Source organism: Bradyrhizobium sp. JHI2711 (assembly GCF_056156565.1).
Map to the genome: position 1 here is coordinate 1016961 of NZ_JBPZPT010000001.1, position 23600 is coordinate 1040560.

At 64.9% G+C, this 23600-nt stretch carries 23 protein-coding genes; 10 read left to right on the forward strand and 13 right to left on the reverse strand.

Going from position 1 to position 23600, the window contains the following annotated elements:
- Positions 1–36 precede the first annotated feature (36 nt).
- Positions 37–336 carry a hypothetical protein gene (locus ACTEK7_RS04915; RefSeq protein ID WP_036000395.1) on the forward strand — a complete coding sequence of 100 codons (300 nt, stop codon included), beginning with the start codon at positions 37–39 and terminating at the stop codon, positions 334–336.
- 80 nt (positions 337–416) lie between these two features.
- On the opposite strand, the gene ACTEK7_RS04920 is transcribed toward ACTEK7_RS04915, so the two are convergent.
- From ACTEK7_RS04920 to ACTEK7_RS04950, 7 genes are all read right to left on the reverse strand, one after another.
- Positions 417–1022, reverse strand: coding sequence for a GNAT family N-acetyltransferase (locus ACTEK7_RS04920; protein WP_109143965.1), 606 nt, complete (start codon positions 1020–1022; stop codon positions 417–419).
- Between the two features lie 152 nt (positions 1023–1174).
- On the reverse strand, positions 1175–1573 hold the full coding sequence (locus tag ACTEK7_RS04925; protein ID WP_036000401.1) for a PaaI family thioesterase: 399 nt from the start codon (positions 1571–1573) through the stop codon (positions 1175–1177).
- A gap of 140 nt (positions 1574–1713) precedes the next feature.
- A complete protein-coding gene (gene kynU, locus ACTEK7_RS04930; RefSeq protein ID WP_225146685.1) occupies positions 1714–2916 on the reverse strand; it encodes a kynureninase in 1203 nt (400 codons plus the stop codon).
- An 8-nt stretch (positions 2917–2924) separates the two neighbouring features.
- Positions 2925–3764, reverse strand: coding sequence for a tryptophan 2,3-dioxygenase (gene kynA, locus ACTEK7_RS04935; protein ID WP_036022774.1), 840 nt, complete (start codon positions 3762–3764; stop codon positions 2925–2927).
- Between the two features lie 31 nt (positions 3765–3795).
- Positions 3796–4608, reverse strand: a complete 813-nt coding sequence (locus ACTEK7_RS04940; protein ID WP_225146684.1) for an alpha/beta hydrolase — start codon at positions 4606–4608, stop codon at positions 3796–3798.
- Between the two features lie 251 nt (positions 4609–4859).
- A complete protein-coding gene (locus ACTEK7_RS04945; RefSeq protein WP_036000410.1) occupies positions 4860–6137 on the reverse strand; it encodes an ArgE/DapE family deacylase in 1278 nt (425 codons plus the stop codon).
- Positions 6138–6191: 54 nt separating this feature from the next.
- Positions 6192–6917: a pyridoxamine 5'-phosphate oxidase family protein gene (locus ACTEK7_RS04950; RefSeq protein ID WP_225146683.1), complete on the reverse strand. Its 726-nt coding sequence runs from the start codon at positions 6915–6917 to the stop codon at positions 6192–6194.
- 74 nt (positions 6918–6991) lie between these two features.
- On the opposite strand from ACTEK7_RS04950, the gene pdxR reads away from it, so the two are divergent.
- Positions 6992–8461, forward strand: a complete 1470-nt coding sequence (gene pdxR / locus ACTEK7_RS04955; RefSeq protein WP_225146682.1) for a MocR-like pyridoxine biosynthesis transcription factor PdxR — start codon at positions 6992–6994, stop codon at positions 8459–8461.
- A 67-nt stretch (positions 8462–8528) separates the two neighbouring features.
- The gene (locus ACTEK7_RS04960) at positions 8529–8774 is read left to right on the forward strand and encodes a DUF6719 family protein (protein WP_036022769.1); all 246 of its coding nucleotides are present in this window, start codon (positions 8529–8531) and stop codon (positions 8772–8774) included.
- 10 nt (positions 8775–8784) lie between these two features.
- Here the strand turns inward: ACTEK7_RS04960 and ACTEK7_RS04965 are convergent, their stop codons facing one another.
- Together ACTEK7_RS04965 and ACTEK7_RS04970 are read right to left on the reverse strand one after the other, a co-directional pair.
- Positions 8785–9147, reverse strand: coding sequence for a hypothetical protein (locus ACTEK7_RS04965; protein WP_036022768.1), 363 nt, complete (start codon positions 9145–9147; stop codon positions 8785–8787).
- A gap of 32 nt (positions 9148–9179) precedes the next feature.
- Positions 9180–9344 carry a hypothetical protein gene (locus ACTEK7_RS04970; RefSeq protein WP_167361658.1) on the reverse strand — a complete coding sequence of 55 codons (165 nt, stop codon included), beginning with the start codon at positions 9342–9344 and terminating at the stop codon, positions 9180–9182.
- 406 nt (positions 9345–9750) lie between these two features.
- Here ACTEK7_RS04970 and ACTEK7_RS04975 point away from each other — a divergent pair, with 406 nt between their 5' ends.
- Positions 9751–9969, forward strand: a complete 219-nt coding sequence (locus ACTEK7_RS04975) for a hypothetical protein (protein WP_345944079.1) — start codon at positions 9751–9753, stop codon at positions 9967–9969.
- Positions 9970–9981: 12 nt separating this feature from the next.
- Here the strand turns inward: ACTEK7_RS04975 and ACTEK7_RS04980 are convergent, their stop codons facing one another.
- Positions 9982–10530: a CreA family protein gene (locus ACTEK7_RS04980; RefSeq protein WP_036000425.1), complete on the reverse strand. Its 549-nt coding sequence runs from the start codon at positions 10528–10530 to the stop codon at positions 9982–9984.
- A gap of 208 nt (positions 10531–10738) precedes the next feature.
- On the opposite strand from ACTEK7_RS04980, the gene ACTEK7_RS04985 reads away from it, so the two are divergent.
- The 5 genes from ACTEK7_RS04985 to ACTEK7_RS05005 all read left to right on the forward strand — a co-directional run bounded on the left by ACTEK7_RS04985 (position 10739) and on the right by ACTEK7_RS05005 (position 16096).
- Entirely contained in the window at positions 10739–12262 is a 1524-nt protein-coding gene (locus tag ACTEK7_RS04985) for a L,D-transpeptidase (RefSeq protein WP_225146681.1), read from the forward strand.
- An 89-nt stretch (positions 12263–12351) separates the two neighbouring features.
- The gene (locus ACTEK7_RS04990) at positions 12352–12921 is read left to right on the forward strand and encodes a glutathione peroxidase (protein WP_225146680.1); all 570 of its coding nucleotides are present in this window, start codon (positions 12352–12354) and stop codon (positions 12919–12921) included.
- A 179-nt stretch (positions 12922–13100) separates the two neighbouring features.
- Complete coding sequence (locus ACTEK7_RS04995) at positions 13101–14123, forward strand: polysaccharide deacetylase family protein (RefSeq protein WP_225114138.1); 1023 nt, start codon at positions 13101–13103, stop codon at positions 14121–14123.
- A gap of 7 nt (positions 14124–14130) precedes the next feature.
- Complete coding sequence (locus ACTEK7_RS05000) at positions 14131–14682, forward strand: dihydrofolate reductase family protein (RefSeq protein ID WP_225146679.1); 552 nt, start codon at positions 14131–14133, stop codon at positions 14680–14682.
- 298 nt (positions 14683–14980) lie between these two features.
- Positions 14981–16096, forward strand: coding sequence for a helix-turn-helix domain-containing protein (locus tag ACTEK7_RS05005; protein WP_225146678.1), 1116 nt, complete (start codon positions 14981–14983; stop codon positions 16094–16096).
- A gap of 3 nt (positions 16097–16099) precedes the next feature.
- Here ACTEK7_RS05005 and ACTEK7_RS05010 read toward each other — a convergent pair whose 3' ends face one another.
- Together ACTEK7_RS05010 and ACTEK7_RS05015 are read right to left on the reverse strand one after the other, a co-directional pair.
- Positions 16100–16552, reverse strand: coding sequence for a DoxX family membrane protein (locus ACTEK7_RS05010; protein ID WP_036000486.1), 453 nt, complete (start codon positions 16550–16552; stop codon positions 16100–16102).
- Positions 16553–16912: 360 nt separating this feature from the next.
- Positions 16913–19222: an NADP-dependent malic enzyme gene (locus tag ACTEK7_RS05015; RefSeq protein ID WP_225133059.1), complete on the reverse strand. Its 2310-nt coding sequence runs from the start codon at positions 19220–19222 to the stop codon at positions 16913–16915.
- A 239-nt stretch (positions 19223–19461) separates the two neighbouring features.
- Between ACTEK7_RS05015 and ACTEK7_RS05020 the strand changes: the two genes are divergently transcribed.
- The gene (locus ACTEK7_RS05020) at positions 19462–21426 is read left to right on the forward strand and encodes a hypothetical protein (RefSeq protein ID WP_225146677.1); all 1965 of its coding nucleotides are present in this window, start codon (positions 19462–19464) and stop codon (positions 21424–21426) included.
- 369 nt (positions 21427–21795) lie between these two features.
- Here the strand turns inward: ACTEK7_RS05020 and aspS are convergent, their stop codons facing one another.
- Positions 21796–23568: an aspartate--tRNA ligase gene (gene aspS, locus ACTEK7_RS05025; protein WP_225146676.1), complete on the reverse strand. Its 1773-nt coding sequence runs from the start codon at positions 23566–23568 to the stop codon at positions 21796–21798.
- Positions 23569–23600: the final 32 nt, after the last annotated feature.

A 23600-nucleotide genomic window follows, 5' to 3' on the forward strand; every position in this document is an offset into this window, starting at 1 on the left:
GCGGCACTAGGTATCCGGCATCAAGATGAGGCCGTTATGAGCGCAGACTGGAATACCAAATATGGCACGCGGCGCGTCCGCCACGATCCCCCGACCCTGGACGAGGCGATCTTCGCCGCTGTCGGCATCACAGACGACCAGGCGCAGCAGGCCGAGATCGCCGCAGCCTTGATGGGGATGCCGCTCGACGTCGTCCAGGCCGAGGTGAAGAAGCAGGCCCGCTCCAACAGCCGCATCACCGCCACCCGCGTGATCGCCGGCGAACAGGGCGCGCAGCGCTCCGTCGTGGTCGAACGCCGCGTCGTCCGCCGCTTCGGCGCCGGCACGCGCAGCTGAGCATTCCTTTCATCGCACCGAACACGAAAGCGGACCGGCCTGGCCGGTCCGCTTTTTGATTCCTGTCCGCAATTTCCCGGTTATGCGGCGCGATTGCCGTACATGCTCGAGATCAGCTTCCAGCACGTGCTGTTGAAGCTGAGAAGCGCGCGCCCGGCCGTGAACGGCGAGGCCGCGAGATCGGCAAGCTCGGCCTCGGGCGTCTTGGCGAGGTCGATCGTGCCGGTCGATTCACCATGGCGGAAAGCCAGATGGGCCCCGAACTTCCTGGCGAGCGCCCGCATCGCATGATTGTCCGCGCCCGTCGTGATGCGCAGCTGCTTGTAGCCCTTCCAGCGGGCCTCTGCGATCAGGCGGCGGAACAGCACGGTGCCGACGCCCTGGCGGCGCGCGGAGGCTTCCACGCTGAAGGCGACCTCCGGCAAGGAACCGTCCTCCGGCGGGTGCAGCTCGGCCGCGCCGCGCACCACGCCTTCGACGATATAGGCAACGATGACGGTGCCGTCCTCGGCACAGCGGGCGGCGTAGCGCTCGATGAAGCTGTCGTCGAGAAAGCCGTTGAAACGGTCGTGCCGGCTGCCGGCATCAAGCCTCAGCAGGTGATCGCGCAGGAGCGGCAATTCTTCCTGCTGGATCAGGGTCCGCACATAGCCGGGAACGGTACGGACGGCGTCTTCAAGTACCACGTCAGAACTCCTCTTGGTGTTCCCTCGAGGAGGCGTTCGAATCCCTAGGCCTCCTATATTGTGCATCGCACCATGATTTTCAAGACGGAGACCTGCCCAAGTTTCGGGCACCGAAGCGACCAATTCGTTAATAAAATCAAAGTCCCATAGTTTCACAGGACCAGCTGGGTCTGGGTCACCACCGCAACCAATTTGCCGTCCTCGGTTTCCAATCTGGTGGTCCAGACCTGGGTCCGCCGACCCCTGTGCACCGGGGTGGCGGTGGCGATGACCGTGGCCCCCTCCTTGGCCCCACCGATGAAATTGGTCTTGCTCTCCAGCGTGGTCGTACCCTTGGCGTCCTCGGGCAGATTGATCACGGTCGCTGCCGCGCCGACGGAATCGGCCAGCGCCATCACGGCCCCGCCGTGGATGGTGTGGTGAAGCGTGCAGAGTTCGGGCCGGACCGTCATCCGCGCCACCACGCGGTCCTTCTCCGCCTCGACAAATTCGACGCCCTTGAGTTCGGCGAACGGCATCTTCATCGCTTTAAGTTTCTCGAGCGGCGTCATCGGATCTCCTCCCAACTTCTTGTTGGCTCAACGTGAATTGCTTCAAGCCGCAAAGCAATGACGTCCGAGGTAATGGCGATGCTGACATCGGCGCGCAGAGCCGGGAAGCGCTGCACTGCGTCCGGGGCACGAGACCACCCTCACGTCACTGCATGCACTACCTGATACTCCGGCCGTCGCCACACCTCCCCTGAAATCACCTCTTCGACGATCTCCGCGGCCCGCACGATCTCGCTCTCGCCGATGTACAGCGGCGTGAGGCCGAAGCGCATGATGTCGGGCGCGCGAAAGTCGCCGACGACACCGCGGGCGATCAGGGCCTGCATCGCGGCGTAGCCGCCGGCGAAGGCGAAGGAGACTTGCGAGCCGCGCCGCTCATGGTCGCGCGGCGTCACGAGCTTGAGTTGCGGACAACGGCGCTCGACTTCACCGATCAGGAGATCGCCCAGCGCCAGCGAACGCGCACGAACCTCCTTGATATCGACCTTGTCCCAGATATCGAGCGAGGCCTCCAACGCCGCCATGGCGAGCACCGGCGGGGTGCCGACGCGCATGCGCTCGACGCCGCCCGCGGACGCATAGGCAAGCTCGAAAGCAAACGGTTTTGCGTGGCCCATCCACCCCGACAGCGCGGCGCGCGAGCCGTCGGCATGGCGCGGTGCGACATAGAGGAAGGCCGGCGCGCCGGGGCCGGCGTTGAGATATTTGTAGGTGCACCCCGCGGCGAAATCGGCGCCGCTCCCGGCGAGATCGACCGGCAGCGCGCCGGCGGAATGGGCGAGATCCCAGACCGTGACGATGCCGAGCGCATGCGCTTTCGCTGTCAACTTCGCCATGTCGTGGCGGCGGCCGGTGCGGTAGTCGACCTCGGTGATGTACAGAACGGCGATCTCCTCAGACAATGCGTCCTCGATCTCCTCCGGTGCTACCAGGCGCAATTGATGGCCCCGTCCGAGCGTCGCGATCAGGCCTTCGGCCATGTATAGGTCAGTCGGGAAGTTACCGGTATCCGACAGGATCACCTTGCGCGAGACGCTCATGTCTAGCGCGGCAGCTAGCGCCTGATAGACCTTGAGCGACAGCGTGTCGCCGACCATGACCGAGCCGGCCTCCGCGCCGATCAACCGTGCGATGCGGTCGCCGACATGGCGCGGCTGCACATACCAGCCTGCACTATTCCAGGCGCGGATCAGCTCGTTGCCCCATTCCTCGGTGATCACGCGGTCGACACGCTCGGCAACGCCCAGCGGCAGCGCACCCAGCGAGTTGCCGTCGAGATAGATCACGCCGTCAGGCAAATGGAACAAGGCTCTGGTATCGTCGTAGACGCGAAGCCGGGTCATGGACATCCCTACAGAATCGTACGCACGCGCCAGAGTTCGGGAAACAGTTCGACCTCGAGCATGCGCTTGAGATAGCTGACGCCGCCAGTGCCGCCGGTGCCACGCTTAAAGCCGATGACGCGCTCGACCGTGGTGACGTGGTTGAAGCGCCAGCGCCGGAAATAGTCCTCGAAATCGACCAGCTTCTCGGCCAGTTCGTAGAGCATCCAGTGGGTTTCCGGCGCCTCGTAGACGATACGCCAGGCCTGCAGCACGCCTTCGTTGAAGCTGTGGGTTTCGCGAACGTCGCGCGCCAGCACCGCAGCAGGCATCTTGAGCCCGTTGCGGTCGGCAAGCCGCAGCACCTCGTCATAGAGGCTCGGCGTCCCGAGCTCGGCTTCGAGCAGCTTGATCGTCTCCGCATCGTGCGCGTGCGGCTTCAGCATGGCGTGGTTGCGGTTGCCGAGCAGAAATTCGATCAGCCGGTATTGCCGCGACTGAAAGCCCGAGGATTGTCCGAGTTGCGAGCGGAAGCGGGTATACTCGCTGGGCGTCATTGTGCGCAGCACGTCCCAGGCCCCGTTCAGCTGCTCGAAGATACGCGACATCCGGGCCAGCATCTTCATCGCGGGTTGCACCTCATCCCGTGAGATCGCACGGCGCGCAGCCGCGAGCTCGTGGATGGCGAGCCGCATCCACAGTTCCGTGGTCTGATGCTGGATGATGAACAGCATCTCGTCATGCGCCTCCGACAGCGGATGCTGCGCACCGAGGATCGCGTCCAGCGCGAGATAATCACCGTAGGACATGCGCCGGGTGAAATCGGTCTCGGCGCCTTCGCTTGTGGGATCGTAATCGCTGGACGTCATGGCTGGCCCTCTCGATCGATCGTCCCTGGCCTCATTCATCGAGGCCGATCAGGCGCGCGGTGATCTGTGACGACGGATCCTTGAGCCCGTCGATCACCGTGAAATGGTTGAGGCCGGGCTCGACGACGAGGTGCGTCGGCACGTCGAAGCCGGTCCAGATGTTCGCCATCAGATCGGACTGGCGGATGAATTCGGGCCGCTCGCTGCCGCCGACCCAGGCCGTCACTGGCGAACGCCCTCGTGGCAGATGCAGCGCCGCGCTTTCCAGCGTCGCCTCCTCCATCGTCATGCGCAGCGTCTCGTTCATCCCCGTCTTCAGGAGCGGACGCAAGTCGTGCAGGCCGCTGATCGAGAGCGTACCGGCGATGCGGTTGTAGACGGCGGACTCGAGCCGGCTGTCGTCGCACAGCATGCGCGTGACGAGATGGCCGCCGGCGGAATGGCCGGCGAGCCGGATCGGCCCCGAGACGAGCGATGCCGCTTTGGCGATCGCGGCGGTGATCTCCGCAGTGATATCGGAGATGCGGGCAGCTGGTGCCAGCGTGTAGCTCGGCAGCGCCACCGTCCAGCCATGGTGCCGCGCACCTTCGGCGAGATCGGTCCAGGTCGATTTGTCGAAGCGCATCCAGTAGCCGCCATGGACGAAGACGACGAGACCCATGCTGTCGCCGTCAGGCAGGATCAGATCGAGCCTCTGGCGCTCGCCGGCGCCGTAGGCGATGTCGGGGCGAAATTCCTTCAGCCCGGCGCGGTAGGCCGCCGCCCGCTCCGCCCACAGAGCCGGCAGCTTGTCCGAGCCCGGGATGTGGGCCGAATTGGCGTAAGCGTCATCCCAATCGCGCATCGTTGCTCCCGAGGACTCGTCCGACGAACCGAACGCCAGTCTGCCACCGGTCAGGGCGGCATCCTAGTCTTTCTTTTAAGCTTAAAGGATTGAGGGAGCCGGTGGATTGGGCAGCGACCGCTACGAGCTGAGCTGTCGCAGGGTGGGCAAAGCGGAGCGTGCCCACCATCTTGGTTCATCCGAGAGAAAGGTGGTGGGCATGGCGCAAGTGCGCCTTTGCCCACCCTACCGCAGTGGCGATGGGGAGACCGCTACGCCTTCTCCACGCCGCACCATTCCGCGATGAACAGCGCCATCGCCTTGGTCGCCTTCTTCAATGACTCCAGGTCGACGAACTCGTTGAAGCCGTGCATCTCGCCTCCGCTGGCACCAAAACACAGACTCGGGATGCCGTGGTTGAGGCCGTAGAAGCGCGTGTCGGTCAGCGCCGTGAAGACGAGGTCCTCTGGCGTACCGCCATAGACCCTGTTGAAGGCCTTACCGAACGCAGCCTCGGGCTCCGCGGCGTTGGTCAGCTCATAGCCTTCCGACAGGAAGCCGGACCATTCGACCTGCGGCGGATTGTTGGCGAGGAAGCGGTGGTTGCGCGAAGCGGCGGCGACGCAAGCCATGATCTCCTTCTGGTGATCGGCGATCGACCAGCCCGGCAACACCGCAATCCGGCAGTCGACATCGCACCAGGCCGGCACGCTCGAGGCCCAGTCGCCGCCCTTGATGATGCCGGCGTTGAAGTTGACGGGATGGTCGAGCGTCTTGAAGTGACGGTCGGCCTTGGCCCGCTCGTTCCATTCGATCTCGAGCTTTTGCAGCGCCTGGATCAGGTGATATGCCGCCATGATCGCGTTCGCGCCGGAGCCTGCGAAGGCAACGTGGGTCGGATGCCCCTTCACGCGGAGGCGGAACCAGATCACGCCGACCTGGGAGCGCACCATCTTGCCGCCGGTCGGCTCCGGAATGAAGCAGGCGTCCGCGCGATAGCCGCGTTGCAGCGTCGAGAGTGCGCCGACACCGGTGCTCTCCTCCTCGATCACCGATTGGAAATGGATCCGCGCCGTCGGCCTGAAGCCCGCGGCCTTGATCGCGTCCAGCGCATAGAGCGCACCGATCGTCCCGGACTTCATGTCGCAGGCACCGCGGCCGAACATCTTGCCGTCCTTGATGACCGGCGCGAATGGCGGCGTTTCCCACAATTCCAGCGGACCGGCCGGCACCACATCGCAGTGCCCTTGCAGGATCAGCGACTTGCCGCCATTGGTTCTCGGACGGTAAGTTCCCACCACGGATCGCGCCTTCGAGAAGTCGTGCTCGATCGGACCGAAGCCGCGCAGATCCTTCAAATCCTCGACGTCGATATGCCAGTCGTCGACCTCGTAGCCACGTTCGCGCAGGAGATCGCCGATCATGTCCTGGCATGGTCCCTCCGCCCCGCGGGTCGAAGGGATCGCGACGAAATCGCGGGTGGTTGCAAGCTGAGCCTCGAAGCCGCTGTCGACGGCGTCAAGAATCCTCTGCTGCGTTTCGGCATTCATTCGGGCGTCTCCAGACATTCCAATGGTCCCAGGGAGCGCGCAAACTAGCCGATTTCAGCCGTTCGGGTACTCCAGAAAATATGCATCCCGCAATGCATCTTCGAGCAGCCGGCCTTCGGAATAGCCGTTAAGAGTCGCAGGCCGACTCACACCATCGAGCAGGCGCGGGCACGGTTCGGGGGCGCCGAGCACGGTGCGGACCGGAATGCGCTCCGCATAGACCGGCAGCGCATAGTCCTCGTCGTCGTCGGCGACGCCCTTGGCGCGGATCTTGGCCGAGGCTTCCTCGATTTCCATTGCGATGAAGGACGTCGCCTTGATTTCCTGCGTGGTGCTCTGTCGCAGGCCGGCGGTGCGATCCGGGAAGAAGCGATCGACCATCGCGATCACCGCCCGCTCCTTCTCATCGGGGTCGGTGACGAGATAGGCTGTGCCGAACGCCATCACGGCGCGGTAGTCGGCGGAATGGTTGAAGCCGCAGCGTGCCAGCACGAGGCTGTCGAGATGGGCGACCGTCAGGCAGACGCGCTCGCCCTTGCTCTGGTTGCGTAGCATGCGGCTGGCGCTCGATCCGTGCCAGTACAGCCTGGTGCCCTCGCGCCAGAAGAAGGTCGGCGTGCAATAGGGCTGGCCGTCGATTGCGTAGGAGACGTGGCACAGCATCGAAGAATCCAGGATGCGATGAACCGTGTCGTGATCATAGAAGCCGCGGTCGTGCCGGCGCTTCACCTGGTTGCGTGCCGATGTCGGATAGGAATTCGAGGTCTCGGTCTGGCTCACGGCCGCTCCTGCTCGGATGGAAGAAATCCGGAGCAGTTGTAGCGGCGCATTTGGTCTGCGATAGTTCCAATTCCATGCAAAAAATTCCGACCAATTCGTCGTCCCGAACCAAGCCCGAGCTTCCGCTCGACCTCACCGGCCCTCACGTCACGGCCGGCGCTTCTGCCGCGCACCGGCTGTATCAGGCACTGTGCGAGATGATCGTCTCCGGCCTGGTCCGGCCGGGCGAGCCGCTGCCGCCATCGCGGACGCTGGCCAGGCAGACCGGCTTCCGCCGCAACGCCGTCGTCACCGCCTATGAGCGCCTGATCGCCGACGGCTTTGCCGACGCGACGGTCGGCTCCGGAACGTTCGTCGCGGCGCGTATCCCCCAGCGCGCCGCCGAGCCGAATAAGCCGAAGGTCGTTCTCGAAGCGCCAAAGCAAGGCGCGTTTGCGCTTGGCTGCACCCATATCGACGAGCGCGCCGTGCAGCGCTTTCGCGCTTTCGTCGGCCGCCGCATGCGCGCATTCGGAACCGAGCACCTGCACTACGGCGACCCTCGCGGCAGCCGCGAGCTGCGCGTGGCGATCGCCGACCATCTGTTGTCGGCGCGGGGGCTGCGTTGCGATCCCGACCAGATCATGCTGACCTCGGGCACGCTGCACGCGCTGCGCATCGTGCTGAGCGCGATCCTGAAATCCAGCGACCAGGTCTGGTGCGAGGACCCGGGCTATCCCGCCGCGCGAAGAACCATCGCCCATTGCGGTTATCGCGCCGTGCCCGTCCCGGTGGACGAGCACGGGATGCGCGTCGCCAAAGGCCGCATCGCGGCGCCGTCCGCGCGCGCGGCCTACGTTACGCCGTCGCACCAGTTTCCGCTTGGCGTGCAGATGTCGATGCCGCGACGGCTCGAGCTTCTGGACTGGGCCAAACAGGCCGGCGCATTCGTGCTCGAGGACGATTACGACAGCGAGTTCCGCTATGACGGCGCGCCGCTGATGTCGCTCGCCGGCATCGATCGGCTCCAGCGCGTGATCTATCTCGGCACCTTTGCCAAGACGCTGTTTCCGGGCCTGCGCATCGGCTATTGCGCCCTGCCCGAACGCCTGATCGCGGAGGTGACGGCGGCGCGGGCGGCGCTCGACCGCTTTCCCGGCACGCTGATGGAGGGCGCGGTGGCGGACATGCTCAATTCCGGCGCCTTCGCGGCGAATCTGAAGCGCGTGCGGAAACTCTATCGCGAGGCGCGCGACGTGCTCGCCGAGAGGCTGGAAATCGCATCCCGTGGCGCGCTTTCGGTGCCGGTGCCCTCACAAGGCCTGCATCTTGTCGCCCGGTTCGATCCTGCCGTCGATCCGGCGGTGGCGGCGCTGGCCAAGCAGGCGGCTGGCGCCGAAGGCTGGCTATTGGCCGACACCTATTCGCGCGGGCGTCCCCTGCCCGGCTTCGTGCTGGGATTTTCCGGACATCCCGTGCCGCAGCTCGTGGCGTCCGCGGAACGTCTCGCGAGGGAATCGCGCGCAGCCTTGGCCGCAAAAGGAAAACCGGCCCGCCGGGCCTGACGAAGCTTCACTATCAGAATCGCCCGCCGCTCCCTAGATTGCGGCATCGATTCCGGGACCTCACATCATGCTGCTGCGCCACGCGACCTGCCTCTCGCTGCTGATCTCCATCGCGCTTGTCTCGACGGCACGCGCTGCCACAGTCGGACGTGAGCAGGACATCGGCGATCTGAAGCTCGGCCAGCGCGTGCTCGTGGATGACGGAACCTGCCCCGCCGGTCAGCTCAGGGAAGTGCGCGGCGCGAAGATGACCGACAAGGGAGTCTCGCGCACGAGTTCCTGCGTGCCCCGGCACGGACCGAAAACGAAGTAAGGATCCAGGACTATTTCGCCGGATCGAACATGCACTGCAGGGTCGGTTTGGCGATCTTGGTGAAGGTCGGGCCGATCTCGCTGTGCTTGGAGGCCGGTACCCAATCTGTCTCGATGGTGGGCACGCCGGTCTCGCTGATGCCGCGCAGCAGCGCTTCGCGCAGATCGCGATCCTCGACGGCCGCGGCGGCGTGATCGTGCAGGCAGCCGCAGACCGCTTCCGGATGCTGCCAGCGCCCGAGCATGTGCGGCGCACACTGGCGCACGAATTCGCCACGCGGATCGGGTAGCCTGGAAGGTGAGCGGACCTGCGCCTGAACGGAGTTGATCGTCAGAAGGGACACGAACGCTGCGGCGCAGAGACGAAGCAACATGATAGTTTTGCCGGCTGTTTCGTTGTGTGCAGTCAGAAGCGCGCGGCGACCATGATCGGCTGAGCGGCCGGAACCGCAACGGGCGAGCCGCTGTACTGGAAGGTACCGACACCGGGGAGATTGCCGTCGGGCGCACCCGCCAACGAGGAGCCGGCGAGCACGAAACCGAAAGCAAGGATGAAGCTGAGCGCGCGCATGATCTGTGTCCCAATTCTGTGACCGGCGGTGCGCCGTCGTCGTTATCAGCCTGATAACCATGGGCGGTTTCGCGCGTGATGCGCGAAAAACTGAAAATGGTTTCGTCTTCGTGAGAATTGTTTCGTCCCGGCCACGGCGACGAAACAATTCTCGAAAAATGCCAGTTATTTCAGATAGGTCTGGCGGCAGGCCAAAGTCGCCTGCCAAATTCCGGCGCCGGCACGGACGTGCACCCCGCCCAGGCGTTGTCACGCGGCCGCCGCGCACGCTTCACATGCATTTTACGTTTTTCTGCTGAAAGGGCGGCAAAAGAAGGCTGGATCCTGTCGAACCGGAATTGGTTCAGCAACGACCCAAGCCATCGAAACCGAGACGCCCGGATCATCGGGCGCATTCACGTGAGGGATGGCCATGATGGCGGGAAATCGCGCAACGCCGCGCGATGAAAATCCACCGACGGAGCGCGCAGATCAACCGATCATTCGCGGCAGCACCGGCGCAATGGCGCTGCAATCGAGCCGCCGCCTCGAGGCGGCGCCGCAGACGTTCGTGCGACTGACCGGATCGCGCCTTGCGACGCCGCGCGATCGCCGCCGGGTGAACGCGAGCGCGTTGCAGGAGTGAACGCGGAGCGCCTCATTGCGTGAAGAACTCGCCGCACTTCTGGACGTTTGCGTCCGCCGGTCCCCACGGCATGATCGGCACGGTCGAGGTCGAGTTCTTGGGCGAGCCTTCGATCAGCTTGTCTGAATAGACCATGTAGACCAGCACGTTGCGCTTGGCGTCGCAGCCGCGCACGATCTGCATCTTCTTGAAGAACAGCGACCGGCGCTGGCGGAACATGTCGTCGCCCTGCTCCATTTTGTGCTTGAACTTGACCGGACCGACCTGGCGGCAGGCCAGCGAGATATCCGAGACCTCCTCGGCAAGGCCGAGCCAGCCTTTGAAGCCGCCCTTCTCCGGCACCGTGAAATGACAGGCGACGCCTTCGACTTCGGGATCGTCGAGACCATAGGTCGCGAGCTTGTCGTTCGGGCTCATCCATTTGAACACGGTAGAGCGGCGGAAGATCAGATCAGGTTCGTCGGCGGCAGATGCCGAGGCCATTGGCGCGGTCAGAGCCAGGAGGAATAAAGCGAGGCCTTTCAGACGGATGCTCGAAAGACCGGGGAAACGAGATGACATGAAGTTCTCCGCTAACAAGTCCCCGCAATGTAGGAACGCAAGCGGCGGTCAGGAAGGCGGCAGAGGAGCGGACCAGGCCGCCGTTTACCGCTCCGTGAGGCTTTTTTGCTACGCCTTGGACAAAAGTAGCTGATGGCAGAACCGCGCTGCTGGTGAACGCGTATCCCCTTTGCGAGACTAACGTCTGATTTGGATAATGGATTCGAGGATGAACAGCGTGAACGGGTGGGGTTCGCCTGCCAAGCCGGCACGGCTGTGGCAGGTCGCCATGTTGACGGCGGCGGGTGCGATCGGCGCAACCAGCGAAGCAAACGCAGCATTTTATTACTGGACGGACTATTCCGACCGGCCCTACTACGCCCGGCCGAACCGGCTTCCCGAAATACCGCGCCAGAAGCCGCAAAAGCGCGGCGCCGCAAGCAAGAAGGACGTCGTTGTCGAGAAGGAAGCCGGCACCAAGCCGCAAGGGCCACTCGTCATTGTCGTCTCGATCGACCGGCAGAAGATGACGGTCTACGACAAAGCCGGCGTGTTCGCGGAATCACCGGTGTCGACGGGCATGAAGGGCCACTCGACGCCGATGGGCGTGTTCAGCATCATCCAGAAGCACAAATTCCACCGTTCCAACCTCTATAGCGGCGCGCCGATGCCGTACATGCAGCGGATCACCTGGTCCGGCGTCGCGATGCATGCTGGCGCGCTGCCGGGCTATCCGGCCTCGCATGGCTGCATCCGCATGCCCATGGCGTTCGCGATGAAGATGTGGAACTGGACCAGGATGGGCGCGCGCGTGATCGTGGCGCCCGGCCAGGTGTCGCCGCAAAGCTTCTCCCATCCCGTGCTCGCCTCCATGCGCGTGCCGCCGCAGCCCGCCGCGAGCCTCGCGCCGCAGACCAATGTCGCTGACAAGGCCGATAAGGGCACGACCGAAGCCAAGCCGGTCGAGACCAAGACGGCCAGCGCCGACAGCGTGGTCGAGCTGCGCACCTCGGTCGGCCACACCGTGTTGTCGGACGTGACCACCGGCCATGCGGCTGCGCGCGAGGAAGCCGCGGCGACGGCCGACGAGGTCAAGACGGCCGAAGCGGCCAAGCCTGCGTCCGAAGACGCCGCCAAGCCGGCGACCGAGAACAAGCCTGCCGACAAGGTCGACCCGGTCAAAACGGAAGCCGCGAAGGCACCCGATGCGCCGGCGCTCGCCACCGCACCCGATGCAAAGAAGGACGAGGGCCGCCTCACCGATCCTGCGCCGGCGGCAAAGCCGGACACACCCAAGCGGGCCGGCCAGATTGCCGTCTTCATCAGCCGCAAGGATTCCAAGCTCTATGTGCGGCAGAATTTTGCGCCGCTGTTCGAGGTGCCTGTCACGATCGCCGCGAGCGACCGGCCGCTCGGCACGCATGTCTTCACCGCCGAGCTCGACAAGGCCGATGCCAACACGCTGCACTGGTCGGTGGTGTCGCTGCCCGTGTCCGCCCGTTCCGTGGCGCGCGAGGACGACAACCGCGTGGCGCGCCGCCAGCGCGGTGCCGCCGTGATCCCCGTCGCCGCAAAACCGGTGGTGACGCCGGACAGCCCAGCCGAAGCCCTCAACCGCATCTCGGTCCCCACTGAGACCACGGCGAAAATCAACGAGATGCTGACGTCAGGCGGCTCGATCATCGTCTCCGACCAGGGCATCAACCAGGGCGAGACCGGCGAAGGTACCGACTTCATCGTCCGCCTGTACTAGCTCTCTCGCAGGACCGATAACGCGGTGTTGACGCGCGAGGCCGCAGTGGCGGAGTAATCTGCCCTCGGATCATCTCGGGGGACGCCGTCATGATGAATCGCAGAACCGTGCTGAGCGTCGCGCTTGCGGGCGCGTTCGCGCCTGTCACGCGCGCCCTCGCTGATGGCGCCATGAGCCGGATCTCGGCCTACGCCTTCTCCTTCCCCGCATTGTCAGGCGACGACATCCGCCTCGCCACGTTCACCGGCAAACCGCTGCTGGTGGTGAACACGGCCTCGCTCTGTGGCTACACGCCGCAATATGCCGGCCTGCAGGAAATCTGGAACGAGTTTCGCGGGCGCGGGCTCACCGTGATCGGCGTGCCGTCCAACGATTTCGGCGGCCAGGAGCCCGGTGGCAGCAGCGAGATCACGCAGACCGCACACCACCAATATGGCGTTACCTTCCCGATCACGGCCAAGGCTGCGGTGGTCGGTGCGAGGGCGCATCCCTTCTACAAATGGGCCGCGGAAGCCCGACCGAAGGAAGTTCCGCGCTGGAACTTCCACAAATACCTGATCGGCCGCGACGGCTATATCGCGGAGGTATTTCCATCCGCCGTCGAGCCGGCCGACACGCGGATCAAGACCGCGATTGCAAGGGCCCTGGCCGACACTTGACTCACGTGCACGACTCAAGTGCACGCCATCCGGCTGGGCACAATTGCGACGCGGCATCAAACAGCCGTTGCAATGGCGATGGCCCACCATCTAGGCTAGGATTGTTTTGGGCAGGACGGTTTTTGCCGCAGGCGAAAAGCCACGGCGGAACAACGGGATCAATCTCGAGGGACATCACCATGCGCGTGGCGGCAGGACTGATTTTAGCAGGTGCGATGTCGGTGGCGCTCTCCGGCGCCGCATGGTCGCAGACGCCGGCCGCGAAGCCCGCGGCCGCACCGCAAGCCGCGCCGACGGCAACACCGGCGGCTGCAACGTCCCCTGCAGCTCCAGCGCCCGCAGCAGCGGCCGCGGCGCCGGCGGGTTTCGTCAATCCGCCTCCGCCGAAACAGCCGCCGCAGCCGGCCCGCGCGGCCTGCAACACACCGGGCGCGCTCGGCGTCGCCCGCACCGTCGAGATCGACACCACGGGCGGTCCCGGCTTCGGCTTCGAGCATTTCAAGGAGCTCGACTTCCTGCGCGACAAGGAGGTCGTGCTGACCTTCGACGACGGCCCCTGGCCGCGCAACACGCCCGCGGTGCTGAAGGCGCTCGCGGACGAATGCACCACCGGAATCTTCTTCATCATCGGCAAGCACGCGACCTACGAGCCGGAGGTCCTCAAGCAGGTCTACGCAGCCGGCCACACCGTCGGCGCCCACACTTGGTCGCACGCCAACCTCAACAACAAGAAGCTCAACGAAGCGCAGCGCAAGGACGAGATCGAGAAGGGCTTTGCGGCGGTGAAGTGGGCGCTCGGCGGCATCTCGCCCGCGCCGTTCTTCCGCTTCCCGGCGCTGCAGCATCCGCCCGAGATGGTCACCTATCTCGGCAACCGCAATGTCGCGAGCTTCTCCTGCGACATCGACTCGTTCGACTTCAAGGCTTCCAAGCCCGAGAAGATCGTCGAGACCGTGATGAAGAAGCTCGACACCAAGGGCAAGGGCATCATCCTGATGCACGACTTCCAGAAGCACACCGCGGAGGCCCTGCCCGAGCTGCTCAAGCGGCTGAAGGCCGGCGGCTACAAGGTGGTCGCGATGCGCGCCAAGTTCCCGGCCTCGACGCTGCCGGAATACGACCAGGAGCTGCTCAAGGACCTCAAGCTGCCGACGGTGAGCCAGCGCCCGGTCAATTCGGTGGTGACCACCGTTTCCGAATAGTAGGCCATTGTCTTTCCGCTTCGAAGGCTACGTCATCGTCTCCGCGGACGGCATGCTCGCCGATCCGTCGCACATCATGCCTGAGACGTTGAAATTCGAAGGTGACAAGCGGTTCTTCGAGCAGGCGCTCGATCGCGCCGCGCTGATCGTGCACGGCCGCAACTCGCACGAGCAGCAGCCGAATTCGGCCAGCCGCAAGCGGCTGATCCTGACCCGCAAGATCAAGGACCTCACCGTCTATCCCGAGATGCCGAACGCGACGCTGTGGAATCCTGAGCATGCGAGCTTCGAAGAGGCCTGCGCCTTCGCCGACGTCGCATCCGGCATGGTCGCCATCATCGGCGGCCCGGTCGTGTTCGACCTGTTCATGGACCGCTACGACACGTTCTGGCTGTCGGAGGCTCCGCATGTGCGGCTGCCCGGCGGTGAAGGCTGCTTCGTCGGCGTACCCCAGCGGACGCCTCACGAGGTGCTGGCTGCGCGCGGGATGAGGCCGGGTGCGCCCTACCTCCTCGACGCGGCGCATGAGGTGACCGTGACCCCGTGGCGGCGGGGGTAGCCTGCCGGCAGTGGCGGCGCTTACGCCGGCTCCGACTCAAACTGGAAAAACAACCCCATGCACAGTACCGGCAACATCATACCGTTGGACATACTGTTGATGTGTCGCGTTAAAATTGGTCCCGCCGCCGGCCAGCGCAAAGCCGGCTAGCATATTTGCCGAGACCCGAAAATCGGCCCCGACGGCGGTCGTGGCGCTATAGCCAACGTCCGAGGCGCGGCGTCAATACGGGCCAACGGCTGCGACACACCGCATCAATAGACTGAGACAAAAGAGCAAAAACTAACCCACGGCCAGAATGAGCGACGACTGCACGACGACTAGTCCGACGGACGCTTCCGGATTGAATGACGATGTCGCCCCGATATCGTCCCTGCTGCCGGTATTCGGCTTCAGCGCCGATCAGATGGAGACGGAGGCGAACATCGCAGCGTGGCGGGAAGCCGTCGCCACGCTGTTCGAGGTGGACGAGCTCGCGGCCGGCGAACCGGGCCCGTTTCGCGCCGACCTCAGCTCCTACGCCATGGGACCGGTGCTGATCGGGCTGAGCCGTGCCAGCGGCCAGCGTTTCCGCCGGACGGCCGAAACGATCGCGCGCAGCGGCGTCGACCACATCATCCTCCAGCTCTATCTGAAGGGCGGCTATGGCGGCGTTGCCGGCACACGGCCGATGCGCGTACGCGCCGGCGACATCTGCCTGTTCGATCTCGCCCAGGCGCTGGAGACCAAGGCGACGGCGTTCGAGAATGTCACGCTGGTCGTGCCGCGCCCGATGTTCGCCGCCCATCTCTTGCGGGTCGATGATTTGCATGGCCTGGTGCTGCCGGGCAGCAGCGTGATCGCGCGATTGCTGGCGGGGCATCTCACCGCCCTGTTCGAATTTGCCCCGCGCATGAGCCTCGACGAATGCCAATCCGTGGTCGAGGGCACGGTGTCGCTGCTGGCCGCGTGCCTTCGCAACGAAATCGAACGGGGCGAGGCCGATGCCGACCATGGCGTCGCGGCAAGCCCGTCCTTGATGCGGATCCGCCAATATATCGAGGCTGGCCTTGCCAGCGAGGATCTGTCGGCCAATTCGATCGCCGCCCATTTCGGCCTGTCCCGGGCCTCGCTGTACCGGCTGTTCGCCCCGGTCGGCGGCATCGCCGACTACATCCGCAGCCGCCGGCTGCACCGCGCCTTCTTCGACCTCGCCAATTCGGGCGCGCGGGGCCCCCGGATCAGCGAGGTGGCACGGCGCTGGCAGCTCGGCACCGACGCGCATTTCACGCGCTCGTTCAAGGCCGCCTACGGCATCACGCCCCGCGCCGCACGGGAGGCCGCCCTGCTCGGCCGACAGCGCGGCAGCGATGGAGCGAGCAGCGCGACGATTTCCCGCTGGATGCGCGAGATCGCGCCGCCGAGAGCGGAGTGACCGCTAGACGTCGCCGTAGGCCGCCTCGGCCGGACGCGTGGTGCGGCCATAGCCGATGATCATGCAGAGCGCGCCGATGATCGAGAGGTTCTTGAGCGCGTCGACCAGCATCTTTGCGTTGTCGGGCGCCGCCATGTTCCAAAAATCGTAGAACAGGACGGTCGCGACGGCGACGTAGACGATCAGCAGCATCGCGAAGAAACGCGCGCCGAAATTCAACGCGATCATCAGCCCTGCAATGATCTCGAGCCCGCCGATCGCGATCGCCAACAGCTGCGGCGTGGTCATGGCGGTCGCCGTCTCGACCTGCTGGGCATAAGGCGCGACGACATCGGGCACCACGAGCTTGGTTGCGATGACGTCGGCGGTGGCCTGGATGGCAAACAGCTTGGTCGCGCCCGTGTAGATGAACAGCACGGCGAACAGGATTCGCCCGAAAGTCACGAACGCTGGCATGATCGGCCTCTTGGCAAGCTCAGAGCGCAGAACGCAGAACGCTTGAAGGGGATTATGGAGAGTCGTGCGCCGGTTTACAAACGGGGAAATGGCGAACTGATAGGAATTCAAAATTGCCGGTCTCTTCCCTTCTCCCCCTTGTGGGAGAAGGTGGCTCGCCGCGAAGCGGCGAGACGGATGAGGGGTATCTATCGGCACGGGCAACTCGCGAGATCCCGACTCGCGGAAACAACCCCTCATCCGGCGCCACGGCCGAAGCTTCGCTTCGGCGTCGCTAAGAACGGCGGCCGAAGGCCGCCTATGCCACCTTCTCCCACAAGGGGAGAAGGATTGCACCTCCAGCGGCGCGACAGCGGTGCCTTACGTAAACAACGTCGGCTGCTGCCGCGAGGCGCGTTCCTGCGCTTCCACCACGGCGACTGCGGTCATGTTGAGGATGCCGCGTGCCGTCACCGAGGGGGTGAGGATATGCGCGGGGCGCGCCGGGCCGACCAGGATCGGGCCGACGGGCAGCGCGTCCGCCAGCGACTTGATCATCTGATAGGCGACGTTGGCAGTATCCAGGGTCGGCATGATCAGGATGTTGGCCTCGCCCTCCAGCTTGGAATGCGGCAGCACCATCCTTCGCGCAGCTGCGGAGAGCGCGGTGTCGCCCTGCATTTCGCCGTCGGCCTCGATCTCCGGATGCTTGTCCTTCAGAAGCTGGGTCGCCAGCCGCATCTTGCGCGAGGAATCGGTGTCGTAGCTGCCGAAATCCGAATGCGAGACGAAGGCGATCTTCGGCTTGATGTTGAAGCGCTGGACGTGGACCGCGGCGAGCGATGCGATCTCGGCAAGCTCCTCCGCGCTCGGATTGGGGCGAACTTGCGTGTCGGCGATGAAGAAGGCGCCTTTGCTGGTGATCAATAGCGCCAGCGCCGCATAGTCGCTGATTCCAGGCGAGAAGCCGACGATCTCGCGGACATGGCGCAGATGGCTCATGTAGCGGCCCTCGACGCCGCAGAGCATGGCGTCTGCTTCCCCGCGCGTCACCGCAAGCGCGGCGATCACCGTATTGTTGGTGCGCACCACGGTGCGGGCTGCATCCGGCGTCACGCCGCGGCGACCGGCGACCTCGACATAGGACTGCACGTAGGAGCGGTAGCGCGGATCGTCCTCGGGATTGACGAGGTCGAAATCCTTGCCGGCGCGGATCGAGAGGCCGAAGCGCTTGATGCGCGCCTCCACGACCGACGGACGGCCGACCAGGATCGGCCGCGCCAGCTTTTCCTCCAGCACGACTTGCGTCGCGCGCAGCACGCGCTCGTCCTCGCCTTCGGCATAGATCACGCGCACCGGCTGGGTCTTGGCCTTGGCGAACATCGGCTTCATGACGAGGCCGGAGCGGAAGGCGAAGCGCTCGAGCAGCGCGGTGTATTCGTCGAAATTGGTGATGGGGCGCGTTGCGACGCCCGATTCCATCGCCGCCTTCGCCACGGCCGGCGCGATGCGCAAGATCAACCTGGGATCAAAGGGGCTCGGGATCAGCGAGCCCGGACCGAAGCCCTGCGCCTCGCCGGTGTCGAAACCCTGCGCGACGGCATCCGACGGCGCCTCGCGCGCGAGCTGCGCGATGGCCTCGACGGCGGCCTGCTTCATCTCCTCGTTGATCGCGGTGGCGCCGACATCGAGCGCCCCTCGGAAGATGAAGGGAAAGCAGAGGACGTTGTTGACCTGGTTCGGGTAGTCGGAACGGCCGGTGCAGATCATGGCGTCGGGGCGCGCCTTGCGCGCCTCTTCCGGCATGATTTCCGGCACCGGATTGGCGAGCGCCATGATCAGGGGCTTGTCGCCCATCGCCTTGGCCATCTCCGGCTTGAGCACGCCCGGCGCCGAGAGCCCGATGAAGATGTCGGCGCCGCCGATCACGTCGGCGAGCGTGCGCTTGTCGGTCTTCTGCGCATAGACCGCCTTCCAGCGGTCCATCGAGGTGTTGCGGCCCTCGTGCACGAGGCCGTCGATGTCGCAGACCCAGATGTTCTTGCGCTGCGCGCCCATCGAGACCAGGAGATTGAGTGTCGCGATCGCCGCGGCCCCCGCCCCCGACGCGACGATCTTGACCTCGGACAGCTTCTTGCCGTTCAGCCTGAGGCCATTGGTGATGGCGGCGGCGACGATGATCGCAGTGCCGTGCTGGTCGTCGTGGAAGACCGGAATCTTCATGCGCTCCTTCAAGCGCGCTTCGATCTCGAAGCATTCCGGCCCGCGGATGTCCTCCAGATTGATGCCTCCGAAGGTCGGCTCCAGCGCGGCCACGGTCTCGACCACGCGGTCGATGGTGTCGGCGGCGATCTCGATGTCGAACACGTCGATGCCGGCGAATTTCTTGAACAGGACCGCCTTGCCTTCCATCACCGGCTTGGAGGCCAGCGGACCGATATTGCCGAGGCCGAGCACCGCGGTGCCGTTGGAGACCACGGCAACCAGGTTGGCGCGCGTGGTGAGCGTGGCCGCCTCGGCCGGATTCTTGGCGATCTCGGTGCAGGCCGCGGCGACGCCCGGCGAATAGGCCAGCGCGAGGTCGCGTTGATTGGCAAGCGGCTTGCTTGCCTGGATCTCGAGCTTTCCAGGGCGCGGCAGACGGTGGTAGGCGAGCGCCGCCTGGTGGAGATCATCAGAATAGGACGACATGCGGTGTCTCGCCTCGCGTTACCGGCCTCAAAAATGCGATTCGACGGCCCAAGCGGACCGTATTTCCGGGTCATGGAAACGGGATGAAGCACGGCCGAAGGCCCGGTGGCAACATCCGATTGCATCCCCGTCAACAGGGCGCGCCGTCAAATATTTGAAACCATAGCTTTCTCTGGACCGCGCGGCGTTTCGCGAATATGGCAGGTTGCGCGATCCAAAATCGGCAATCGGAGCTGGGAATGAAGCGAATCCTGATCGGCCTCGTCGTGGGAGCGGTGCTCGCCGCGGGCGGATGGTTCGGCTTCAATCTGTATGTGCAGAACCGGGCGACCGCCGAGGTCGAGGCGGTGTTCGCGCAGATCCGCTCGGGTGGGGGCAAGGCGAGCCATGGCAAGATCGGGTTCGAGCTCGCGACCCGGACGCTGACGGTGGAGGACATCAAAGTCGAGCCTGCCCAGGCGCAGCTCGCCACCTTGAAGGTCGCCAAGATCACGGCCGTCGGTGTGCGCCAGCCGGACGAGGCTCGTTTCTCGGCCGACAGCATCGAGGCGTCGGGCGTCGAGGTCGGCTTTACATCCACCGAGCGGATCACCGTGAAGGCGAACTACAAGCTCCCGCAGATCACCGCGCGCGATTTTTCCGGCCCGACCCGCGCAGAGGGCACGCCGGTGACCGGCTCGATTATCGACATGTACCGCTTCATCCTCGCGCAATACGCGAACATCTCGGCGTCGGAGATCGCGGTGCCGACCCTCGAGGTCAACGTCGATGCGGGCGGCAATGCCGGCGGCGGTGATTATGTCTATTCGGGCGTGTCCATCCAGAACGTCAACCGGGGCAAGATCGAAACGGCGAAGATGGACCGCGTCGCCCTTACGGTCGACCTGACCCAGCCGGGCAGGCCCGCGAAGATGACCGGCGAATTGTCCGGCCTGGCCATCTACGAATTCGACCCAACCGCCGTGAGGGCTGCGCTCGATCCGCAAGGATCGAACGACGACAATTTTCACAGGATCTATCGGCGCATCTCGGTCAACTCCTATGTCGTGACGGCGGCTCCCGGCATGCGCATGCAGGTTGACGGGTTCACCTTCGACGACATTGCCATCCGGCCCTCGAAATTCCGGCCGGCCGAGATCATCGCGCTGGTGCCGGCCGACGGCTCGATCCCAACGCCGGCACAGTCGCGTGACATGATCGAGAAGGTGGCCGACCTCTTCGACGGCTTCCAGATCGGCAAGGCCGAAATTGGCCGGCAAACGGCCGAGACGCCGCAAGGGACGGGACGGCTCGACGCGGTCAAATACGATCAGGACAGAATAACGCTGGAGGGCCTCGACATCCCGATGCCGCAGGGCCAGTTCAAGATGGACCGCTTCGCGTTGAAGTCCTTCAGCGTGGCAAATCTGATGCGCTGGGCGGCGAGTCTCCAAACGCCGGGACGGCCGCCCTCGCCCGATCAGATGGTCGGCCTATTCCGCGTGCTCCAAGGTGCCGAGATCAAGGGCGTGGTCTCGCCGTACAAGACGACGCGGCAGCTCTTCACCATCGATACGATCAGCCTGAACTGGGGGGAGTTCGTCGGGCCGATCCCGAGCAAGGTCAATCTGGTCGTGAAGATGGTCGCGCCGACCGATCCCGCCAATCCGGCGCTGCAGCCGCTGATCGTGGCAGGCGTGGACAAGCTGGCGATCGATCTGGATCTCGGCGCGGCCTGGACGGAATCGTCGGGCGCGTTCGCGCTCGCCCCCGCTACGCTCGATCTCGGCAACCTCGCCAGGCTGCAGACCCGCGTCGCGCTCGTCAATGTGCCGCGCGGCCTGTTCACGACCGACCCGGCGCAGGCGATGGGTCAGGCAGCGCTGGTCGAAACTGGCGCGCTTGAGGCCTCGCTGCGTGACGGCGGCGTGGTCGATCTCGTCGTGGCGCAGTTCGCACGCATGCAGAATGTCAGCCGCGATGCTGCCCGCAGCGCCATCGTCGCGATGATCAGGGCGCAAGGCGAGAAGATCGCAGGGACCAATAGCGATGCCAGGGGCGCGGTCGACGCGCTCGCCGGATTCGTGGAAGCGCCGGGGCAGACGCTGACCATTAAGCTGACGCCCCGCGCCAAGGTGCCGTTGATGCAATTGATGCAGCTCTCGCAAACCGACCCGCAGAGCGCGCTGGCGCAGTTCAGGATCGAGGCCTCGACGGGGCTGTAGTTCGATCTCCCGGATGCGGCTCGGGAGGGCTTCAACTCGTGTCGTCAGTGAAGTCCCGTCGGTCCGGGGCGACCGGGCATGCAGTCTTTCATCGTTCCCCCCTTCAGGAGGCGGCAGTCCCAGTAAAAGTCGAGCATCATGCCGGCGATAAGGAGCGCAATCACTGCCAAGACTAGGGCGGCGACGCGACTGTTGCTCATTGAGCTCTCCGTCCACGACGCGACCTTAGATCGATGTCACGATTAACGTCAACTTGAACACGACGAAGACGAAAAGAGCAAGTTCACCGGAATTCTTGGGCCCCAGCTCAGCAGCGCATCACTCGCGTGCCGCGCTGCGTCCGGGGCACCAGACTAGAAACCGTCAAATTCACTTCTGCGGCAGGTTGACCCGCACATGCAGCTCGCGGAGCTGTTTTGTGGTGGCTTCCGACGGAGCGCCCATCAGGAGGTCCATGGCCTGCTGGTTCATCGGGAACAGCGAGATCTCGCGCAGATTCGTGGTGCCACAGAGCAGCATCACGATGCGGTCGACGCCGGCGGCCATACCGCCATGCGGCGGCGCGCCGTACTGGAAGGCGCGGTACATGCCGCCGAAGCGGTCGACCACTTCCTGCTCGCCGTAACCTGCAATCTCGAACGCCTTCACCATGGCTTCCGGCACGTGGTTGCGGATGCCGCCCGAGGCGATCTCGTAGCCGTTACAGGTGATGTCGTACTGGAACGCCTTGATCGTCAGCGGATCCTGCGACTTCAGCGCCTCCAGGCCGCCCTGCGGCATCGAGAACGGGTTGTGCGAGAAGTCGACCTTCTTGTCGTCCTCGTTGTACTCGTACATCGGGAAGTCGACGATCCAGGCAAGCTCGAACCGCTCCTTGTCGGTGAGGTTCAATTCCTCGCCGACCTTGTTGCGGGCGAGACCTGAGAACTTCCAGAACTTGTCGGGATCGCCGGCGACAAAGAAGGCGGCATCGCCTTCCTTGACGCCGAGCTGTGCACGGATCGCCGCGGTGCGCTCAGGCCCGATGTTGTTGGCGAGAGGACCTGCGCCCTCGCCGCCCTCGCGCCACATGATGTAGCCAAGGCCGGGCTGGCCCTCGCCTTGCGCCCACGAGTTCATGCGGTCACAGAAGGCGCGGCTGCCGCCGCCGGCTGCGGGAATCGCCCAGACCTGGTTCTTGGGATCTTCGAGCATGCGCGCGAACACCTTGAAGCCGGAGCCGCGGAAATGCTCGGAGACGTCCTGCATCTCGATGGGATTGCGCAGGTCCGGCTTGTCGCTGCCGTATTTGCGCAGCGCCTCGGCGAACGGAATTCGGCGCCAGCCCTTGGTCACCGGCCTTCCCTTGGCAAACTCTTCAAAGACGCCCGTGATCACAGGCTCCATCGCCGCGAAGACGTCTTCCTGCGTCACAAAGCTCATCTCGACGTCGAGCTGGTAGAACTCGCCGGGCAGACGGTCGGCGCGCGGGTCCTCGTCGCGGAAGCAGGGCGCGATCTGGAAGTAGCGGTCGAAGCCCGACATCATCAAGAGCTGCTTGTACTGCTGCGGCGCCTGCGGCAGCGCGTAGAACTTGCCGGGATGGATGCGCGACGGGACGAGGAAGTCGCGGGCGCCTTCCGGCGAGGACGCGGTCAGGATCGGCGTGTTGAACTCGAAGAAGCCCTGCCCCTCCATGCGCCGGCGCATCGACTTGATGATCTCGACGCGCGTCATGATGTTCTGGTGCAGCTTCTCGCGGCGCAGGTCGAGGAAGCGGTACTTGAGGCGGATGTCTTCGGGATATTCCTGGTCGCCGAACACCGGCAGCGGCAGGTCGCCGGCCGGTCCCAGCACCTCGATCTCGCTGATGTAGACCTCGACCTTGCCGGTCGGCAGGTCGTCATTGTCGGTGCCATCGGGGCGGCGGCGGACCTTGCCGTCCATCTTGACCACGAACTCCGAGCGCAGCTTTTCGGCCAGCGAGAACGCCGGCGAGTCCGGGTCGACCACGCACTGGGTCAGGCCGTAATGGTCGCGCAGGTCGATGAACAGCACGCCGCCATGGTCGCGGACGCGATGGACCCAGCCCGAGAGGCGGATGGTCTCGCCGATGTTGCTCTCGCGGAGCGCGCCGCATGTGTGTGACCGGTAGCGATGCATGGTCGTCCCAAAATCAATGTCTGAAGGAGGCG

Bases quoted from the DNA above. Each gene is read 5' to 3' on its own strand.
- ACTEK7_RS04925 (WP_036000401.1), bottom strand. From the start codon at position 1,573: ATGACGCCGCTCGAGAAACTTAAAGCGATGAAGATGCCGTTCGCCGAA.
- ACTEK7_RS04970 (WP_167361658.1), bottom strand. From the start codon at position 9,344: ATGCGCGCGCTCAGCTTCATCCTTGCTTTCGGTTTCGTGCTCGCCGGC.
- ACTEK7_RS05020 (WP_225146677.1), top strand. From the start codon at position 19,462: ATGAAGCGAATCCTGATCGGCCTCGTCGTGGGAGCGGTGCTCGCCGCG.
- ACTEK7_RS04990 (WP_225146680.1), top strand. From the start codon at position 12,352: ATGATGAATCGCAGAACCGTGCTGAGCGTCGCGCTTGCGGGCGCGTTC.
- ACTEK7_RS05010 (WP_036000486.1), bottom strand. From the start codon at position 16,552: ATGCCAGCGTTCGTGACTTTCGGGCGAATCCTGTTCGCCGTGCTGTTC.
- ACTEK7_RS04985 (WP_225146681.1), top strand. From the start codon at position 10,739: ATGAACAGCGTGAACGGGTGGGGTTCGCCTGCCAAGCCGGCACGGCTG.
- aspS (WP_225146676.1), bottom strand. From the start codon at position 23,568: ATGCATCGCTACCGGTCACACACATGCGGCGCGCTCCGCGAGAGCAAC.
- ACTEK7_RS05005 (WP_225146678.1), top strand. From the start codon at position 14,981: ATGAGCGACGACTGCACGACGACTAGTCCGACGGACGCTTCCGGATTG.
- ACTEK7_RS04965 (WP_036022768.1), bottom strand. From the start codon at position 9,147: ATGTTGCTTCGTCTCTGCGCCGCAGCGTTCGTGTCCCTTCTGACGATC.
- ACTEK7_RS04980 (WP_036000425.1), bottom strand. From the start codon at position 10,530: ATGTCATCTCGTTTCCCCGGTCTTTCGAGCATCCGTCTGAAAGGCCTC.
- ACTEK7_RS04945 (WP_036000410.1), bottom strand. From the start codon at position 6,137: ATGAATGCCGAAACGCAGCAGAGGATTCTTGACGCCGTCGACAGCGGC.
- kynU (WP_225146685.1), bottom strand. From the start codon at position 2,916: ATGACCCGGCTTCGCGTCTACGACGATACCAGAGCCTTGTTCCATTTG.
- ACTEK7_RS04940 (WP_225146684.1), bottom strand. From the start codon at position 4,608: ATGCGCGATTGGGATGACGCTTACGCCAATTCGGCCCACATCCCGGGC.
- pdxR (WP_225146682.1), top strand. From the start codon at position 6,992: ATGCAAAAAATTCCGACCAATTCGTCGTCCCGAACCAAGCCCGAGCTT.
- ACTEK7_RS05015 (WP_225133059.1), bottom strand. From the start codon at position 19,222: ATGTCGTCCTATTCTGATGATCTCCACCAGGCGGCGCTCGCCTACCAC.
- ACTEK7_RS04995 (WP_225114138.1), top strand. From the start codon at position 13,101: ATGCGCGTGGCGGCAGGACTGATTTTAGCAGGTGCGATGTCGGTGGCG.
- kynA (WP_036022774.1), bottom strand. From the start codon at position 3,764: ATGACGTCCAGCGATTACGATCCCACAAGCGAAGGCGCCGAGACCGAT.
- ACTEK7_RS04960 (WP_036022769.1), top strand. From the start codon at position 8,529: ATGCTGCTGCGCCACGCGACCTGCCTCTCGCTGCTGATCTCCATCGCG.
- ACTEK7_RS04915 (WP_036000395.1), top strand. From the start codon at position 37: ATGAGCGCAGACTGGAATACCAAATATGGCACGCGGCGCGTCCGCCAC.
- ACTEK7_RS04975 (WP_345944079.1), top strand. From the start codon at position 9,751: ATGGCCATGATGGCGGGAAATCGCGCAACGCCGCGCGATGAAAATCCA.